The organism is Fodinicola feengrottensis, assembly GCF_010993775.1.
GTDB classification, from domain to species: Bacteria; Actinomycetota; Actinomycetes; order Mycobacteriales; family HKI-0501; genus Fodinicola; species Fodinicola feengrottensis.
The window spans coordinates 26,224-42,923 of sequence record NZ_WOTO01000043.1 but is presented as its reverse complement, the minus strand read 5'-3'; the positions used below and the strand labels follow the sequence as shown (position 1 = coordinate 42,923).

17 protein-coding genes and 4 pseudogenes are annotated in these 16,700 nt (G+C 64.7%); 7 read left to right on the top strand and 14 right to left on the bottom strand.

The window, feature by feature from the left end; all coding sequences use genetic code 11:
* Nucleotides 1–47 precede the first annotated feature (47 nt).
* The 3 genes and pseudogenes from serC (at nt 48) to GNX96_RS32825 (ending at nt 3,152) form a co-directional block, all read left to right on the top strand.
* Nucleotides 48–1,182, top strand: a pseudogene (gene serC, locus GNX96_RS32835) (phosphoserine transaminase).
* A 96-nt stretch (nt 1,183–1,278) separates the two neighbouring features.
* On the top strand, nt 1,279–2,241 hold the full coding sequence (gene sepH, locus GNX96_RS57035; protein ID WP_279582112.1) for a septation protein SepH: 963 nt from the start codon (nt 1,279–1,281) through the stop codon (nt 2,239–2,241).
* 110 nt (nt 2,242–2,351) lie between these two features.
* A complete protein-coding gene (locus tag GNX96_RS32825) occupies nt 2,352–3,152 on the top strand; it encodes an AfsR/SARP family transcriptional regulator (protein ID WP_279582111.1) in 801 nt (266 codons plus the stop codon).
* A gap of 45 nt (nt 3,153–3,197) precedes the next feature.
* Here the strand turns inward: GNX96_RS32825 and GNX96_RS32820 are convergent, their stop codons facing one another.
* The 6 genes from GNX96_RS32820 to GNX96_RS32795 all read right to left on the bottom strand — a co-directional run bounded on the left by GNX96_RS32820 (nt 3,198) and on the right by GNX96_RS32795 (nt 8,332).
* Nucleotides 3,198–3,539, bottom strand: coding sequence for a glycosyl hydrolase (locus GNX96_RS32820; RefSeq protein ID WP_163571845.1), 342 nt, complete (start codon nt 3,537–3,539; stop codon nt 3,198–3,200).
* 235 nt (nt 3,540–3,774) lie between these two features.
* Entirely contained in the window at nt 3,775–3,924 is a 150-nt protein-coding gene (locus tag GNX96_RS32815) for a hypothetical protein (RefSeq protein ID WP_163571844.1), read from the bottom strand.
* The gene (locus GNX96_RS32810) at nt 3,924–4,262 is read right to left on the bottom strand and encodes a hypothetical protein (protein ID WP_163571843.1); all 339 of its coding nucleotides are present in this window, start codon (nt 4,260–4,262) and stop codon (nt 3,924–3,926) included. The genes GNX96_RS32815 and GNX96_RS32810 overlap by 1 nt, the downstream gene beginning before the upstream one ends.
* The gene (locus GNX96_RS32805; protein ID WP_163571842.1) at nt 4,259–5,146 is read right to left on the bottom strand and encodes a hypothetical protein; all 888 of its coding nucleotides are present in this window, start codon (nt 5,144–5,146) and stop codon (nt 4,259–4,261) included. Before GNX96_RS32805 ends, GNX96_RS32810 begins: the two co-directional genes overlap by 4 nt.
* Nucleotides 5,147–5,402: 256 nt before the next feature.
* A complete protein-coding gene (locus GNX96_RS32800) occupies nt 5,403–6,704 on the bottom strand; it encodes a glycoside hydrolase family 76 protein (RefSeq protein WP_279582110.1) in 1,302 nt (433 codons plus the stop codon).
* Nucleotides 6,705–7,528: 824 nt separating this feature from the next.
* Nucleotides 7,529–8,332, bottom strand: a complete 804-nt coding sequence (locus tag GNX96_RS32795) for a thioesterase family protein (RefSeq protein ID WP_163571841.1) — start codon at nt 8,330–8,332, stop codon at nt 7,529–7,531.
* 66 nt (nt 8,333–8,398) lie between these two features.
* Between GNX96_RS32795 and GNX96_RS32790 the strand changes: the two genes are divergently transcribed.
* Nucleotides 8,399–8,878, top strand: coding sequence for a hypothetical protein (locus GNX96_RS32790; protein WP_163571840.1), 480 nt, complete (start codon nt 8,399–8,401; stop codon nt 8,876–8,878).
* On the top strand, nt 8,848–9,471 hold the full coding sequence (locus GNX96_RS32785) for a CPBP family intramembrane glutamic endopeptidase (RefSeq protein ID WP_163571839.1): 624 nt from the start codon (nt 8,848–8,850) through the stop codon (nt 9,469–9,471). Before GNX96_RS32790 ends, GNX96_RS32785 begins: the two co-directional genes overlap by 31 nt.
* Here the strand turns inward: GNX96_RS32785 and GNX96_RS32780 are convergent.
* The 4 genes and pseudogenes from GNX96_RS32780 to GNX96_RS32765 all read right to left on the bottom strand — a co-directional run bounded on the left by GNX96_RS32780 (nt 9,445) and on the right by GNX96_RS32765 (nt 11,071).
* Entirely contained in the window at nt 9,445–10,125 is a 681-nt protein-coding gene (locus tag GNX96_RS32780; RefSeq protein ID WP_163571838.1) for a TMEM175 family protein, read from the bottom strand. The genes GNX96_RS32785 and GNX96_RS32780 overlap by 27 nt on opposite strands.
* The gene (locus GNX96_RS65405) at nt 10,118–10,315 is read right to left on the bottom strand and encodes a DUF2399 domain-containing protein (protein ID WP_163571837.1); all 198 of its coding nucleotides are present in this window, start codon (nt 10,313–10,315) and stop codon (nt 10,118–10,120) included. The genes GNX96_RS32780 and GNX96_RS65405 overlap by 8 nt, the downstream gene beginning before the upstream one ends.
* A gap of 82 nt (nt 10,316–10,397) precedes the next feature.
* Nucleotides 10,398–10,853 (bottom strand): annotated as a pseudogene (locus GNX96_RS65400) (TIGR02679 domain-containing protein); the annotation flags it as partial.
* Nucleotides 10,850–11,071, bottom strand: a complete 222-nt coding sequence (locus GNX96_RS32765; RefSeq protein ID WP_279582109.1) for a hypothetical protein — start codon at nt 11,069–11,071, stop codon at nt 10,850–10,852. The pseudogene GNX96_RS65400 and the gene GNX96_RS32765, both read right to left, overlap by 4 nt.
* Before the next feature lie 543 nt (nt 11,072–11,614).
* On the opposite strand from GNX96_RS32765, the gene GNX96_RS32760 reads away from it, so the two are divergent.
* Nucleotides 11,615–12,337 carry a hypothetical protein gene (locus GNX96_RS32760; RefSeq protein WP_163571835.1) on the top strand — a complete coding sequence of 241 codons (723 nt, stop codon included), beginning with the start codon at nt 11,615–11,617 and terminating at the stop codon, nt 12,335–12,337.
* On the opposite strand, the gene GNX96_RS32755 is transcribed toward GNX96_RS32760, so the two are convergent.
* Together GNX96_RS32755 and GNX96_RS32750 are read right to left on the bottom strand one after the other, a co-directional pair.
* Nucleotides 12,330–12,635, bottom strand: coding sequence for a hypothetical protein (locus GNX96_RS32755; RefSeq protein WP_163571834.1), 306 nt, complete (start codon nt 12,633–12,635; stop codon nt 12,330–12,332). The genes GNX96_RS32760 and GNX96_RS32755 overlap by 8 nt on opposite strands.
* Nucleotides 12,636–12,821: 186 nt before the next feature.
* Entirely contained in the window at nt 12,822–13,592 is a 771-nt protein-coding gene (locus GNX96_RS32750; RefSeq protein ID WP_279582108.1) for an ATP-binding protein, read from the bottom strand.
* A gap of 253 nt (nt 13,593–13,845) precedes the next feature.
* On the opposite strand from GNX96_RS32750, the pseudogene GNX96_RS32745 reads away from it, so the two are divergent.
* A pseudogene (locus GNX96_RS32745) lies at nt 13,846–15,077 on the top strand (IS256 family transposase).
* Nucleotides 15,078–15,110: 33 nt separating this feature from the next.
* Here GNX96_RS32745 and GNX96_RS32740 read toward each other — a convergent pair.
* Both GNX96_RS32740 and GNX96_RS32735 read right to left on the bottom strand, forming a co-directional pair.
* Nucleotides 15,111–15,413 carry an ATP-binding protein gene (locus GNX96_RS32740; RefSeq protein WP_163571832.1) on the bottom strand — a complete coding sequence of 101 codons (303 nt, stop codon included), beginning with the start codon at nt 15,411–15,413 and terminating at the stop codon, nt 15,111–15,113.
* 863 nt (nt 15,414–16,276) lie between these two features.
* A pseudogene (locus GNX96_RS32735) lies at nt 16,277–16,600 on the bottom strand (IS66 family transposase); the annotation flags it as partial.
* Nucleotides 16,601–16,700: the final 100 nt, after the last annotated feature.

Below are 16,700 nucleotides of genomic sequence, written 5' to 3'. Positions count from 1 at the left end.
GGGAGGATCGGGGGGCAAATCGCACCCGATCCTGAGAGGTCCCGATCGTGAGCAGCGCCAGCCCACCAGCCATCCAGATCCCCGTTGACCTGCTGCCCGCCGACGGCCGGTTCGGCTGTGGGCCGTCCAAGGTACGTCCGGAGGCGGTGGAGGCGCTGGCCAAGGTCGCGTCCAGTTACCTGGGCACCTCGCACCGGCAGCCGGCGGTAAAAGACCAGGTCAAGCGGGTACGGGACGGCATCAAGCAGCTGTTCTCGGTGCCTGCCGCTACGAGGTGGTGCTCGGCAACGGCGGCACCACGGCGTTCTGGGACGCGGCCACCTTCGGCCTGATCCGGGCCAACTCGCAGTTCCTGTCGTTCGGCGAGTTCGGCGGCAAGTTCGCCACCGCCGCGAAAAAAACCGCGCCGCACCTGGGCGAGGCGACCGTGATCAAGGCCGAGCCCGGCGACGCCCCCAGCTTCCAGCTGACTGACGGCGCGTCGACGTGTACGCGACTCCGCAGAACGAGACCTCCACCGGCGTCGCTATTCCGGTCCAGCGAGTCGCCGGTACAGACGCGTTGATGCTGCATGACGCCACTTCGGCGGCCGGTGGCCTGCCCGTCGACATCACCCAGTCCGACGCGTACTACTTCGCCCCGCAGAAGAACTTCGCCTCCGACGGCGGCCTGTGGATCGCGATCCTGAGCCCGGCCGCGCTGGCCCGGATCGCCGAGATCAAGGAATCCGGCCGCTGGCAGCCGGCTTTCCTGGATCTCGCGACCGCGCTGGACAACTCGGTCAAGGAACAGACGTACAACACGCCGTCGCTGGCCACCCTGTTCCTAATGGCCGAGCAGACCGAGTGGATCCTCGGCAACGGCGGCCTGACCTGGGCGGTCTCGCGTACGGCCGAGTCGTCGGACGTGCTTTATGACTGGGCCGAGCAGTCCAGCTTCGCCCACCCGTACGTGACCGATCCGGTGAAGCGGTCCGCGGTGGTCGGCACCATCGACTTCGACGACGCGGTCGACGCCAGCAAGGTCGCAAAGACATTGCGGGCAAATGGGATTCTGGACACCGAGCCGTACCGCAAACTGGGTCGCAACCAGCTCCGAATCGCCATGTTCCCGGCAGTCGACCCGGCCGATATTCGGGCGCTGACGGCCAGCATCGATTACGTGGTCGAAAAACTCTCCTGACGCGTGGCGCCGTTGCGGCGTGGCAAGGCCGGCGATCCGGTCCCCACGTCGTACGGTGGAGGGTGCCTGCCATCGACGATTCCCGGAGGTTTGCCGATGCGACCCGTCCGGTTCGTCGCCCTTGCGGAGGACGGCCGGTCACTCGTACTCAAAGACGAGTCGGGCCGGATGCTGTCGCTGGCGATCGACGAGCGAGTGGCAGCCGCGATTAAGACGGACCGCGCCGGCGTCGCCGGGCAGCTGGCGATGGAGATGGAGAGTGCCTTGACACCTCGCGACATTCAGGCACGCATCCGCTCCGGCCAGTCCGCGGAGGAGGTCGCGAAAGCGGCCAACACCCCGCTGGAGAAGATCCTCCGGTTCGCCGGCCCGGTGCTGCAGGAACGCGCGATGATCGCCGACCACGCCCGGCGCACCCGGTTGCGTACGTCCGAGTCCGGCTCGTCGCTGTCCGCCGTGGTGGACGTACGGCTCGCCGGCCACGGCGTCGATCCGGACGCGGTGGAGTGGGACGCGTACCGGCGCGAGACCGGCACTTGGCGAGTGGTGGCCAGCTGGCCGTCCGGCAAGGCGACCGCGTATGCCGGCCTGGGACATGGACGCGGCCCGCAGCGTGGTCAGCCCGACCGACCAGATGGCGTCGTACCTGTCGGTGGAGAAGCCGCCGGAGATCCTGGTGCACGACGAGATCGCCGCCGAGCTGGACCTCGGCGACGTGGACACCCAGGAGCTGCCGCGGATGTCGCCGATCTCGGTGCTGCGCCCGCGCCAGCCCACCCCCCCCGAGCCGGAGCCCGAGCCCGTGCCGGTCGCTCAGCCGACCCCGCCGCCCGCGCCTCGACAGGCCGCGCCGACCCCGCCGCCGCCGTGCGTACGCAGCCGGCCGCCAAAGCCAAGCCGGAGCACCTCCCGCACACCGAGCCCGAACCCGAGCCCGAACCGGTGCAGCCCGAGCCGCAGCGCGCCGAGGCGGCTTCCGGCAGTGGTTCGCGCCGCGGTAAGCCCGAGCTGCCCGGCTGGGACGACATCCTCTTCGGCGCCCGCCCGCACCGAAACTAGTCCTTTCTCGCGTTTTTCGCGGCAACCACTTGCCCTGTTTCCGCCTTTTGTATCTAATGGCCCTCGTTTTCCGGTGGATGGGGCCCGCGGACAAACAGCGGAAGGGAACCATGGGCAAAGATGTCGAAATTCGGGTGCTCGGGCCACTGCAAGTCACCGTCGCCGGACGTTGTGTGCAAGTCCCGGACGGAAAACCACGGACACTGCTCGGCGCGCTGATCGCCCGCGCCGGGCACCTGGTCAGCTTCGACCGGCTGGCCGACCTGATCTGGGACCAACGGCCACCCGAGCGTACGGCCGCGGCACTGCAAACCTGCGCGTGGCGGTTGCGACGCAGCCTCGGGGTGGACGTGATCAGCACGCACCCGCACGGCTATCGGCTCAACGACAGCGAAACGCGGGTTGACCTGATCCGGTTCCACCAGCTGCTGACCAGCGCCGCAGCGGCCCGCTCGGCCCGGTCGCCGGCCGAACGGGATCACCTCACCGAGGCGCTCGCGTTGTGGCGCGGGCCGGCTTTCGTGGATATTCCGTCGTCACCGCTGCGAGACGAGATTGTCCCGCCGCTGACCGACGAAGAACGCCTCGCCGCGTACGAGCGGCGGATCGATCTCGATCTGAACCGCGGCCTCGCGGACCGGGCGATCGCCGAGCTGCGCACGCTGATCGGCGAGCATCCGCTGCGCGAGTCGCTCTGGAGCCGGTTGCTGAAAGCGCTCGCGCTGGCCGGCCGGCCAGCCGAGGCATTGGCCGCTTACCATGATTTTCGCGGAAAACTGGTCGACCAGCTCGGGGTCGAGCCGGGCGGCCAGCTCTCCTCGGCCTATTTGCGGCTGCTCACGCCATTGCCGCGAGCCGCCGAACCGGCGATCACGCGCCCTCGCCGGCATAACCAACGGCCGTACGCCTGAGACGTTTTCGGGAGCCGGATTTTCTTGCCGGCTCCCGACATTCGGCTACCACCAACCGGTGCAGGCGACCTCCGGGCGGTTGCCGGCCTTGCCGCAGGCCCGCATCAGGTGTCCCTGGTCGTTGTAGGCGGCGGTAAAGGTCGTGCGGCTGTTGGTGGGAATCGTGGTGATGCTGAGCTGCTCCCAGTGCGCGCCGCCGTCATAGCTGCGGTCCACCCAGACCAGGTCGCCGGGATCGCCGTTGGAAATCCGTCCCCAGCCACAGACATTGTTGGTATTGGCCCGCAATTCGATCGTACGCGACCACACCGAGGTCGAACGCGCGGTTTTGGCGGTGTTCTGGTTGCAGCCGTCCGCCGCGTTGGCGGCCGACGGCGCGGCCGCCACCAGGCCGCCGGCCAGCCAGCAGTCCGGTCACGGCCAGGCTGACGAGTGTTCTGCGCTGAAATCCCATGCCTTGCTCCCTCTTCAAGACTGGCGCGCATCCGTTTCGTACGCGCCTGGCCCTGACGTTAGGGAGCGGCCCTCACCGTTGGCTCACAGTCATCTCACCGCCAGCGAGAATGCACTTTCTCGTCGCGACCGCCGATCGCCGTTGACCGGTGCCACAAATGTGCGTACGTCAGCAGAAATCGCTCCACCGATGCGAGCTGATCTGGTCGTTGGCGAAAGAGCCGTCACTGAAACGTTCGATGCCGAGGTTGAGGTCGCCCCAGCTGTCTCCACGGCTCAGGCACATGAACGGACCGCCGTAATTGATGTCCTTGAACATCAGCACCCCGTCCAGGTTGGCGGCATACCCGTTGTTCCAGACCGAAGAAGCGGTGTCGTTGAAATTCCCGCAGCCGCCGGAAAAAAAAACCAGTTCGCCGAGTCACCCGACCAGTAGCAGCCATTCACGTAGTTGCTCTCGCGATAGGCATGGAAATTCCCGTCCGCCAACGGCCGAATCCCGGTCGGCTTCAGGTTGCTGGGATGCGGATTTCCCATCGCCTGCTGGCCGGCCGACGGCACCGGCGCCGCCGCTGCGCCGGTGCTGACGACTGCCGGAACACCCAAGGCGACCGACACCGCGACCGCGGTGAGCACTGCCTGCACACTTGTCCTCATCGTTCTTCTTCCTCTCTTGCCTGCGTGCGTACGCAGGCAAAACCGGGGCGCCGGCTCAGGACGAGACAACGGCGCGGGGCGCGTACGACAGCGGCGGTTTCCAGCCGGTGCCGGTTGTCGACCTCGGTCCGGTATTGCTGCTCGACCGCCGTCGCGTACTGCGCGTCAAGCCGGTGAGCAGTGGCGGCGAGGTCCGTCCGGTTGGCGCAGGTCGCCTCGGCGACCGCTGTGCGGATTTCCGTCGCCCGCGCGGCCGGCGTGTCAGAAAACGACACCGAAGCGCGCATTTGGTCGGGCGTACCGAAAGCGAAGCCCATCGCTCGTACGCATGTGCTCCAGTGGCCCACTGCGGCGAGATAGGCAGGGTCTGCCAGCACCCGCTGCGCGCGTAGCCCGGCCAGCGTGTCGGTGACCTTCTTAGCCTGATACCAGGCCGAAAGATCGAGGTAGAGGGTCCGCTCAGCAGCCGACACGCACCCTTGTGCACTGTGCTGAACAACTCCACCACCGGGCACCACGGCTTTAAGACCGGTCGGCGTCGGGCCATTCAGAGCGGTGACGGCGGCCTGCTGCCGCTGTGGTGACAAGGTGGCCAGATAGCGGCTGTTCGGATCCGCCGCGCGCAATTGATCAACCTGCCGATACAGGTCACTCCCATAGCCGTGCCGGCTCGCCCACGCCACATCGTCAACGACGTAAGGGAAAGTCTTCTGGTCGGGGATCTGGTTCGGTGTGGTGACCCAATACTGGAAGCCATCTTCCCGCATGCACCGCTGAATCAACAGCTCTTCGGCGCGTCCGAGCAGCGCGGAATCGGCGACTGGTGCCGATGTCGCCGCCGGGCGTACGGGCGGCTTCGAGGTGCTGTCCGTGGCTCGCGCCACAACCACTGCACCGACCCCAACAGTTAATACAACCAGTGCGACTAGGAGAAAAACTCGACCGCGCGGCATGAGGTCCCCCGTCGACGCCGGATACCGTGACGGTAGCCGGGGAATTCTCACCCACCCATCGCTCACCGACGACTCACCAATGTCGTCGTGACAAAGCGATAATCGGTGATTGACATTTATCATTGTTGCCAGACATGGAAAACCCGGGCGAAGGAGCTCGCCCGGGTTTCGGAGTGGGGTGAAAGGATCAAAGAGCCGCTGTCATCGCATCCAGCGCGCTGTGCTGGCGGGCCGCGTCGATCGAGTCGAGAGGTCCGGCCCACGACAAGCCGTAGCGGTCCATCCCATCGCGGTCATGTGCGTACGCTGAATCGGCTTGCCTGCCAAGGAAAGTCGCGTACGCATTGCCAGTCGCGCGACTGAGCTCGCCGAGGTTGCGGACGAAGACTCCCTTGAAGGAGGGTCCGTCGCCGCCGCAACTGGACGGCTCGCAGGGCTCCCGCAGAATGCCATTCGGCGCGATCACCGAACTCGTGGTGGCCGCGTCCGCGATCTGCCGGGCCGTGGTCAGATAGCCAGCGTTGCCGGTGGCCTTGTTCAGCTCGACCAGGCCGCCCAACACAATGCCCTGGTTATAGGTCCAGGTGGTCTGGCCGTTGTTCTTGCAGGTGGAGTTGTCCAGGCCGTCATTGATCAAGTGGCTGCCGTTGATCATCCCGCTGGCCGCGAACCAGTTCCAGATCTCGGTGGCCTTGGCCAGATATCCGGTGTCACCGGAGATCCTGTTGTGCAGGGCCGCGGCGAGTTTGATGTAAAGCTCGTTGGTGACGGCGTTCTTGTAGTCTTTCTGCGTCCGCCAGTAGATTCCGCCGCCGCATGTGCCGTCCTTGAAAGAATAGATGTAGTCGGCGTCTGTCCTGGCCATATCCAGGTAACGGCTGTCGCCGGTCAGGTCGTACGCGCGAACCCACGCGAGCCCCCACCAGCCGGTGTCGTCCATGTAGTCGTTGGTGAAGTTGCCGCCTTTGTTCTTGTCAAAGGTGTTCGCGATGGCATAGCGATAGGCGGTCGAGCCGGAGCGCTGACTGTAGTCGATCAACGCGGTCAGGTCGTTGGCCGAATTCCACCAGCCGGTGGTGTTCCACAGGCCGGTTCCGTTGTTGTAGAACTGCATCAGCGCGGTCGCCGCCGCGTCCGCGTGGGTGCCCGCGTTGACCGTCGAGCGGGCCCACGGCGTACAAGCGATGTCCGAGCGGTTGCCGGCCTTCCCGCAGGCACGCAGCGCGCCGACGCCGTGGTTCGCCGGGTCGTCGACGTTGTACATCAGCGTCCGCCAGCCACGCTGGCCGGTCGGAATCGTGGTGTCGCCGAGCTTGCTGCCGCTCGACCAACTGTTGCCGCCATCGAACGAGCGGTCCAGCCACACCTCGTCGGTGGGGTCGCCGTTGTCGATGCTCGCCCAGCCCATGTTGTCGCCGTCGGAGATGTGCAGCACGATCTGCCGGCCGAAGACAGTTGCGTTAACGGGCGTCCGGTCGCCGGCCGCCACCGCCGGATCACGCTGGTCACAGTATTTGTTGCAGACCGCGGCCGCCGGCGCCGCGGTTTGCCGGCACCGCCGGCGCCAACAGGAACGTGGCGGCGGCCGCGATCGCGAGCAGACGAGTGGATTTTGGCACGGATAACCGCCTCCTGGCACGGATCGGGCAGCATGGCTGCGGCCAGCCAACCGGCACCTGGGAACGTTGTCAACCGCTATCGAACGAAAGGCGAGTGTTCGCCCAGATTTCGACCCCTGACCGCGCCCGCCATCTCACCACCCAGCCCTCGCGCCCCACTCGCGCCGCACCTACCCAATTGCAAAATTTTCTCGCGCGCGCGTCCTCAAACCCACCCCCCACCCGATCACTGGGTGGGGGCAAGAAAACAGTATGGATACGACATTTTCACGCCGTAGCAAGTACTTCACACCCATCCGAGCGGCACCGGCCTTCAACCCAGCCCCGCCCGCGCGGCGGCCGAAGGCCGCCCAGGATCGCGGCGGTGGGGCGCCCGCCCTTTGGGCACCCCGGCGACACGATCCGGACGCGCCGCCGCAGGAACTGCGGCCAGAGGCACAGCCTTCAACCCAACCCCGCCCGCGCGGCGGCCGAAGGCCGCCCAGGATCGCGGCGGTGGGGCGCCCGCCCTTTGGGCACCCCGGCGACACGATCCGGACGCGCCGCCGCAGGAACTGCGGCCAGAGGCACAGCCTTCAACCCAACCCCGCCCGCGCGGCGGCCGAAGGCCGCCCAGGATCGCGGCGGTGGGGCGCCCGCCCTTTGGGCACCCCGGCGACACGATCCGGACGCGCCGCCGCAGGAACTGCGGCCATTAGCGAGGCACCCTGGCGAGTTGCCGGGACTGGGCGACCAGCTGGCCGTTCTCGTCGTAGACCGTGCACTCTTCGTCGAACCAGCCGTCGGAGACGAAGTCCCCGTGCATGTACGCGCGCAGCCATCCAGGGGCCGGCACGGCCCGCAGGTAGGTGGACAGCTGGACGGTCGGCGCCCAACCCCAGCGGCCGATGGTTCGGGTGACTGGCGGCAGAGCGTCCACGGCCAGCAGCGCCAAATAAGGGTCGGTCGGCGAGCCGTCGGCCGCTCGTACCCACCCGGACACCGCCAACGACCCGTCCGACTGGGTCATCGCGGCCTCCGACTCCGGTGTCATCCGCAGGTCGACATGCCGCATCAGGCCGTACTCCAGCCCGCCGGGGATCTCCACCGGCACCCGCCGGCAGTCCTCCGGGCGTACGAGCGGCAGCGGCACCTCGCGGGCGTACGTGTCCGCCGGCTCGTCGGAGAGCCGGCTGGTGATCACTGACGACGACAGCGTCACCACGTCGTTCTGGACGAGCGTCGTCCGGTGATAGGCCACCGTCTTGCCGGTCTTCAGCGTGTCCACCCGCACCTCGGCCTCGCCCGCGGCCGGCGCAGACAGGTAGTCGGTGGTGATGGCGACGACGTGCGGATGCGGCGACGCGTACGCGGCCGCGCGGGCCATCGGGAGGTTCAGGTAGCCGCCGTTGAGCATCCCCACGACCGACCAGTCGGGGTCCAGCTGGACCCGGTATCGGCCGTCGCCGGTCTCTTCGACCGCTGTCGCACGCTCCAGCGCGCCTTCTATCTGCGTCACGCTCCCAGTCTCACCCGGGGGTGCCCGAGCTGCGCATGATTGATGTCCCGTGTCACAGTTCGAAGCATGGATGAGCAGCCAGCGCCGGAGTCTCCGGGCCTGTACGCGCCCGGAGCCGCCGTTCTGGAGCCCAGCCCGGAGCAACCCAGCCGACCCTGGTGGTGGCAGCAGCCGCACCGCGTACTCACGTCCGCGATGGACCTGTGGTTCGAGCCGAGATCGCCGGTGCCGTACGCCGGCCCGACCCGACACTGGAAAGTGGGCCTCGCGCTTGCGCTTGCGCTGCTCTTCGGTCCGTTGCTGTGGGTGACGACGGCGACCCTCGCTCTGCAACGCGGCGGCCCGACCAGCCCGGTCGCCGGCATCGACCTCCGTAACGGTTTCGGGGACACGCTGGTCGGCGTACTTCTTCAAGCGGTGCTGCTTTTTTCGCCGCTGTTGGTGTCGCTTTCCTGGTCCTACGGATGTCTGGCGATCGGCTGCTTAATCTCGGCCTACGGCCCGGCTCGCTGCCAATGCTGGCTTCGGACACCGGTCTCACGCTGAGTGGTCTTTACCTCCCCGCGCTGCTGCTGGGCGGCTTGGTCGGCGTGCTGCTGCGGCAGGTGTTCGGCGGCTTCGCCACCAGCCCGGAGATCACCGGCGGTGACGCCGGTCAGCTCATTCGGGCCATCGTGATCGCGCTGCTGCTGGCAATCCCGACCGCGGTGGCCGAGGAAGTGGTGGCGCTCGGGCTCGCCTACCGGCTACTGGAGCGGCTCGGCTGGCCGGTCTGGCTGATCACCCTCGCGTTGGTCGTGCTGCGTGGCAGCTACCACATCTACTACGGCATCAGCGTCGTGTCGCTGCTCGGCTGGGCGTACTTGTCGGTCCTCTTCTACCGCCGCTACCGCCGGCTCTGGCCGCTCATCCTGGCCCACGCCGCGTACGACACGGCCTCCATTACCACCGCCCTCGCCGCCTCCACGCAGATCGCCGTGATGGTCATCCTGGGCTACCTGCTGCTGCCGATGGTCGCGCTCGGCACCCTGATCAACCAGCTGCGGGCTCGGTGGGGCCAGCCGCACCCGTCCACCGACATCATCCGGCCGGCCGCCAGCTGGAAGTCGCGCCTACTTGCGTCCAAACCGTTGCTTTAGCACCCCGAACACCCCCGTCCGACTGAGCACCGCCCAGCCGCCCAGGACGACGAACCAGCACGCATAGGTCGCGATCGGGCTGATGTACGCCAGCGCCGCCGAGCAGATGAACACCAGCCCGAACACCACCGCGTTGATGGCGTCCTTACGCCACGCTTTGGGATCCACGCCAGCTTTCAGCAGGTTGTTGCTCAGCGCGTACCACTGCAGCCGCGCCCGCATCAGCCCACCGAGCCCGATGCTGATCGCGTAGATAGCCACCGCGATCGGTTGGCCGCCATAGTTGGCCAGCAAGTACGACGGGAACGGCATGACCGCGATGACCAGCAGATACTGCAGGTTGAACAGCGACATCCGACGGTCGGCGTACCCGATGTCGTGGAACATCTCGTGATGCGCCATCCACTGCGAACCGATCACGTAGAACGACAGGATGAAGGTCGCGAATGCCGGCAACGCCGTTTTGTTCAGCGCCTCCACCATTGCCTGCGAGCTCAGGTTCTGCGGGATCTTGATGTCCAACACGAGCAACGTCATCGCGATCGAGAACACCCCGTCGGACAGCCCGTGATGCCGCCCCAGCGGAAACCGCCGATCCCGCCCCTTTTCCTCCTCCTCACGAACGGCCCCTGCACTTCTCTCCTGATCAGTCACGCCGGTACTGTACTTCCCGCTCAATCCCAGTGGCGGCCGGAGCCAGCTCATCGAGAAGGGCCGTCGCGACCCGCTCCCCGAAGACCGCTGTGCCAAGTTCGCGCATGGCGTCGGCCAGCGCTGGATCCCACGGCGCGTCCGTGACGCGGCCGACGCCAGGGCCGGAGACGATTCCGCGTATGCCGGCCACTTAGTCCAAAATGGACATCCGCCAAGGCACGGCGCCGGTTTGGTCCATCAGGTACACGGCAATCCGAATGCCCTCGCCGTCCGAAGTCGCCGTGGTAGTTGACCCGGCATTGGAGGCTGCGCAGCAGCAGACCGCCGACGGTGCTCGGCCAACCGGACAGGCTCACCAGCGGCGGGCGGCGCGGGCCGAAGCTGGACAGTGCCAGGGCCAGTACGCCGGATTCTCGACCCCCAGATTTCGCTGCCGGAAAAGAAAGAATGACGCTCGCCCAAAGATGGGCCAGGGCAAGACGGCAGCCTGGCCGGCGTTCGCGCAGACGGTGAAGTAAGCCGCGGCCAATGAGTTTGTCGTCTGGGTGGATGCCGGCGGTCAGTACGAGTGTGGACAGCTCATCGGCGGAGACGCCCGCGTTCTCCCGGAGCAGCCGGCGATGCTGCGCCGTGACCAGCGGCTCGTTTCCGAAAATCGTGCCCACCGCCCGTAAGACAGGACCGGACGGGCGGCTCTGGTCGTCCAGCGCGTGCTGGTCGCCTATCACGTCGACCCCGAATGCCGGCAGCAGAACACCGTTTGCAGGAGCGCCATCTCCAGCCGCTCGTTGGCCTCACCGAACTCGTGCGGGATCGCTACGTACGACTCAGCGTTGTCGCCAATGGCGAACCGGAACATCTCCGGCGGCACCCGGCGGATCGCCATCATCGCCTCTCCATGCTTGCACGCTCCCCAACCGTACGGGTGCTGGCCTCCACCGTGCACCTGCCCCAGACCGAGTCGAACCGCACCTGGCCAATAGGTGACGGTGACTCAGCGGTTGCGGAAGATTCACACGGAGATCGACTACGCGACGGCCGAGGCGTATGGGTGGGGTGATCTGGACCTCGGCATGGGTTTCATCAGACGCGGCAGGGGCGACGGTCCACGATTGCGCCGGATGTGCAGGTTGAGATTCTTGATTGACTTCTGGAGCTGAATCACGAGCGTTATCGTGAGGAAGTAGCACAGGGTTTGCACGACAAGAAGAGAGTAAAGCCGGCCGCCAAGCGCAAAACTGCGCCTGACCAGGCGGACGAGTCGATGCTGTTCTAAACAATGCCGCAGGTGAATCACAGACAGGGGAAATGAGATGGTCACAGCAGCTACCACCGTAGGTCTCTTCTGGTTGTACACATTAAGCATAACGATAATTCTGCAACCGGTACTCTCTGCCTCATTGATCTGGCGGCCAGTGGCGCGAAAAAAGCGTCCAGAAAGTCGCACTCGAGCCGGATTCAGGACTGCAAACTTCACGCCGATCCGAGAATGCAGGAGCAGCGCTGGACAAAGGTAGAGAACTACTGCGTCAAAGACGACGAGCGCACTCTGGCCACAAGAGTCAATGCGCTACTGATGATCTTCCTGCCGCCGCTCGTGGTTCTGGCGATTTTCTCCGTACTGACGGCCATGTTCGGCAATGCGGTGCCGCAGTGGATATTCGGAGACGAGCGGTTGCCGAGGATCGTCTTTATTGTTGCCATCTCCATCCTCCTTGCCCTCGCATGGTTCTTTGTCGAACGGCACAGACTGGCGAAGGAGATATACACGCTGGTGGGCTCCACGACCAGAGCAGTCCAGCTGACTACCAGCAACCAACCAGAGGACGCCAGGCAACAGCTCCAGTCGGAGTTAAGTCTCGTCTCGTCTCAGCTGGCGAGGCACACTGCTCATTCGCTTGTGCTGGGTCAAGGCGACAATCGTACGACATTGGCCGCCCACGGCCGGGCCATCGCGGACAAAATCCAGGGACTGCAGCTGAGGCTGCCGACCGAAACCTCCGCCGTTATCGAGGCTCAAACGCTTCTGGGCAAGCTCCTCTACGTGATCGTAACCGACGAGTGGAGAACGATCTCGGTCGATCCAGCCGAGGTCGAGCGATACAAGCTCGAAATCCGGCGCGAGCAGGCGACTCGACGGCGCGTTATCCGGCGAGCCATCGTAGCTGCCTTCGGCATTGTCGTTGCGGCCATAACGTCCCTGTTCAAATAGATACGAGGCCAGGAACCAGTCTATGAAGGTCGCCACCACGACGCCCGAGGATATTTTCGGCACTCATATTCACTATATCATTCCTCCCTTCCAGCGCCCGCATGTATGGGATGAAGAGGAACAGTGGCAACCGTTCTGGGAGGATGCGACGCGAGCAGCCGAACGGGTTCTTCACGTATTTGATGACAAGGGCGCGGCGCTGCTCCTCGATTTCTTTGGTACGGAACCCCCTGTCCTCGGCCAAGAAAGATATCCCGGAAGACCAGATGCGTCCGCCGGTATGGGCCCTCAAGGTCATCAGGCGACTTACACTCGACGAGTTCGACGTGCAGTTCGCCGCGACACGGTGTCGACTCGACATCGCATTTGTGAAGCTCGTGACCAGTGGCGACGAGGTGGAAGATTTTCTTCACTGCCACGGTCGACGTGGCCTTCCATGCCTCAGCTCTTCCAACGCACCCGTAACCCGCGGCTGCATTTGGGTTCAGCCGCCGCGCACCTGACCGTCCCCGTAAAGGGCGTCGATATCGATCAGCAACAAATCCTGGCGCCTGCCAGCGGCCTGCACCAAGTCGGGATAGAAGCCGTGCAAGGAGTACAGCGCAAGAACCGCATCGCGGCTATGGTGGCCTTGGTCCTCGAGCAGGTCACGGAGACGTTCGAGACGTTCTACGTCCTTCATGCCGCGCGGCTGTTGGGTGGCCTTGGCCTCGCCCAAGAGCACGACCTGCGCGTGCGAGGACTGCGGTCGCTCCCCCGGCGCAAGAGCCAGAACGTCGATCTCATGCTTGGTACGAGCAGCAGGGTCCGCGATCTCGGCCGACCCAACCGCGCCTACGCGTACGGGAGTCTCGTCGAAGGCAAATGCGCGGGTCCACTCCCGAGCAGTCTCCTCAAAGTGCGGGCCGAGAATCTTCGAGTGAAAGGTTGGCTTTGAGTCCTGCCATGCCACCTGCGCTCGGCCATGTTCGATGAGGTCGACCATAGGCAAGGTGATGAGCTGGTTGAACCGAATGACCGGATCGGCGACGGTGATCACGGGACTGCGCCCTTTGAGCAGATCCTGCTCCTTGCGCAGGTAGCCGGTGGATTCCAGCACATCGAGGGGCGCGGCCACCGCCGAGCGCTGTTTTTCCAGCATCGCTCCGATCTTCGAGGGAGTGGACGCACCTTGCGCCACTGCGGAAAGTAGATCGTAGTACAAAGTGCGATGAGTGATCCGCGGATCTTCGCGGAGCAGGAACTCCGCCTCCACCCGCGAGTAGAGTGCGCGACCCGGATCTAACAACGTATGTACGACCCAGTCGTCGAACTCTTGGGGATTGCGCGGAGGCTTTCCCGAGGTCAACGGCTGATAACCAGGAGCGCCGCCAAGGACCGGGGCGTGTCATGCCAAGTGTGTAAGCCGGAGGTGTACCCAATCGACTGGCCTGTTGGTTGGTCGGAAGGGACACCGTATGACTCGGAACATTTCGTCTCGTCGTGATGATGAGACGGCGGCTGCGCGGCTGACGGGGGCGCTCTCGACCGCGACGATCGATGCTCTACTAGCGGACGCGAAGGCCACTGGGACGCCGGTAGACGGGGCGAACGGTCTGCTGAACCAGATGACCAAGGCGGTGCTGGATCGGACGTTGCAGGTCGAGATGAGCGACCACCTGGGCTATGAGCACGGCGCGCCGGAGGGACGCGGGTCCGGCAACTCCCGGAACGGGCTAACCCGCAAGACCGTGTCCACGCTCAGCGGCCCGGTCCAGATCGAGGTGCCGCGGGACCGGAACGGGACGTTCGAGCCCACGATCGTACCCAAACGTGCCCGTCGTTTGGGGAATATCGATGACATGATCCTGTCTTTGTACTCGCGAGGAATGACAACTCGTGACATCGAGGCGCATTTACTTGAAATATATGGAGTAAACGCGTCCCGGGAGTTGATCTCGAACATCACCGACGTGGTCGTCGACGAGATCAAGCTGTGGCAGTCACGGCCGCTGGACGAGGTCTACCCGATCCTCTACATCGACGGGATCCGGGTCCGAATCAAGGACAACGGCGTGGTCACCACCAAGGTCGCGTACCTGGCCATCGGAGTGGACGTGGACGGCCGCAAACACTCCCTCGGATGCTGGATCCAGGACACCGAGGGAGCCAAGTTCTGGGCCAAGGTCCTGACGGACTTGCGCAACCGCGGCGTGCGGGACATCCTCATCGCGTGCTGCGACGGGCTGACCGGGCTCCCGGACGCGATCCGCTCAATCTTCCCTGACACCGTAGTGCAAACCTGCGTCGTGCACGTCATCCGCAACGCCATGCGGTTCGTGTCCTACAAGGACCGCAAACCACTGGCCGCGTCGATGCGCGAGATCTATACCGCGCCCACCCTGGAGGCCGCCGAGCTCGCCCGCGACGCGTCGCCAAGACCCACGGCAAACAATACCCCGGAGCCGTCGACGTGTGGAACAACGCCTGGAACGACTTCACCCCCTTCCTGGACTACCCCGCAGAACTCCGGAAAATTGTCTACACCACCAACCAAATCGAATCCATCAACTTCCAACTCCGCAAAATCACCAAAAACCGCGGACACTTCCCCGACAAAGACGCAGCCATGAAACTCATCTACCTCGGACTACGCAACATCTCCACCCAACGCGGCGGAGCCTCAGGAACAGGCACCTGGGGCTGGAAAATAGCACTCAACACCCTCACCCCACTATTCCCCGGCCGCCTAACATTCTGATATAATAAGACAAGTAAGCCAATCACCTCCGGCTTACACAGAAATCGTGACAGGCTCAAGGACCGAGTCAACCAGTAGCGCCGTAGCTGGATCCTCCACACCCCAATGGATACGAGCCGTACGGAAGTCGAACGCCGGCAGCCGTAGGTCAAGCACGGCTCTCCCGCGCAGCGGCTTCGTGCCCGACAGCAGCTCACTCATGATGCTCATCGCGGACCCGCACAGCACGATTCGCCCACCAGGCGCCTTGCCGAACTGTGACTGGTCGTACAGCAACTGCAAGAACCCCGGCACCTCCGGCGAGTGCTGCAACAAGTACGGCAGCTCGTCGATCACAAGCAGCGATGCGCCTGGTGCCCGATTGACGACGTCGAGAGCGGTGGGACAGTACGTCCTGCCATCCGTCGAGGCGGAGCGCTCCAGGGCGCACTCCGGCGTGGGCAGCGATCAACTCGCTGAATCGCTGAAGCGCGAGGACCCTGCCTTCCTCTTGTATCGCCGTCAAGTAGAGCCCCCCTGCGGCTTCAGTCAGTGCCTCCAGCAGGAACGACTTCCCGTTGCGCCGCCGGCCGGACACGATCGCCTGCCGCAGCTGCACCGCTGGGTCCAACAGGAACTCACGCAACAGGGACCACTCACGGTCTCGGTCCAGGAGACGCTTCGGCTTTGCAATTAGTTCAGCCACGACGACTCCCAAAACTGACTATGTACAGCAGGACGAATTCCGTAGACTTGAACCTTAACAGCTTTGGGTGCCCGGTTCTCGTCGCGGGACACCTCTGACCGCGCTCGTGCGCTGGAACCTTCCTGGAGAAGATAGGAGGCGGCGACCTTGACGACCAGGCATAGCGTCGGCGGCTGGCGATGGCATGCCGATTCCATCCTGAGTTCGCCTTTGGTAGCGGGTCGGCAACACACGCCGAGTCGACGCCGAGCAATCCCATGCGCGCAATACGTGTAGCAACGCGTTCAGTCCCCTTTTACGAAATTCCCGCGACCGACGCGTCAAGCGCTGAAGCAGACCCCGATCTCCCTGAACTCGGCGATCTGGAACTGGACATGCACAAGTTGGCCGACCTCGCTGATCAGTCAACTGACTCACTTACGACAGTTCTGTATCCACTCGTACGCGCTTACCGCTCCTGGATTTCCCGCCGTCAGGCGGGAAATCGGTCAACCAGGCGAACACCTCCAGGATTTCACCAGCGAGGCGCACGAAAATCTTGCGGCAGCGGCCCGAGCCGCAGACCGTATCGAGGCCGGCATCGACTTGATCCGCGATGACCCAGTGTCACTGGCCAAGTGGTTTCGGGCATCCAGGGATTGCCCATGGCGAGTTGGGTGAGTGCGTCGAAGAAAAAATGCCTTCCGTGTTTTGCGGCGGTGGCGAGGTAGCTGCGGATCGCGCAGAACTGGCGGGCGCCGGTCATGGTTCGTAGGCAGCCGGACACTTTCTGCCGGATTTTGATCATCCGAATCTCTCGCTCCGCAGCGTTGCTATCAAAATCTACGGCCGGATTGGTGGTGAAGCGGAGGTAGCAACCTCAAGAATGCCTCGCCGAAGTCCCTTGATGCTTGTTCGGATCCAACGCCCTGCTTCCCACTCGACAGTCAACGAGTCCA

Bases quoted from the DNA above. Each gene is read 5' to 3' on its own strand.
- sepH (WP_279582112.1), top strand. From the start codon at position 1,279: ATGCGACCCGTCCGGTTCGTCGCCCTTGCGGAGGACGGCCGGTCACTC.
- GNX96_RS32825 (WP_279582111.1), top strand. From the start codon at position 2,352: ATGGGCAAAGATGTCGAAATTCGGGTGCTCGGGCCACTGCAAGTCACC.
- GNX96_RS32815 (WP_163571844.1), bottom strand. From the start codon at position 3,924: ATGTTCAAGGACATCAATTACGGCGGTCCGTTCATGTGCCTGAGCCGT.
- GNX96_RS32810 (WP_163571843.1), bottom strand. From the start codon at position 4,262: ATGAGGACAAGTGTGCAGGCAGTGCTCACCGCGGTCGCGGTGTCGGTC.
- GNX96_RS32790 (WP_163571840.1), top strand. From the start codon at position 8,399: ATGGATGAGCAGCCAGCGCCGGAGTCTCCGGGCCTGTACGCGCCCGGA.
- GNX96_RS32785 (WP_163571839.1), top strand. From the start codon at position 8,848: ATGCTGGCTTCGGACACCGGTCTCACGCTGAGTGGTCTTTACCTCCCC.
- GNX96_RS32760 (WP_163571835.1), top strand. From the start codon at position 11,615: ATGCAGGAGCAGCGCTGGACAAAGGTAGAGAACTACTGCGTCAAAGAC.
- GNX96_RS32755 (WP_163571834.1), bottom strand. From the start codon at position 12,635: ATGACCTTGAGGGCCCATACCGGCGGACGCATCTGGTCTTCCGGGATA.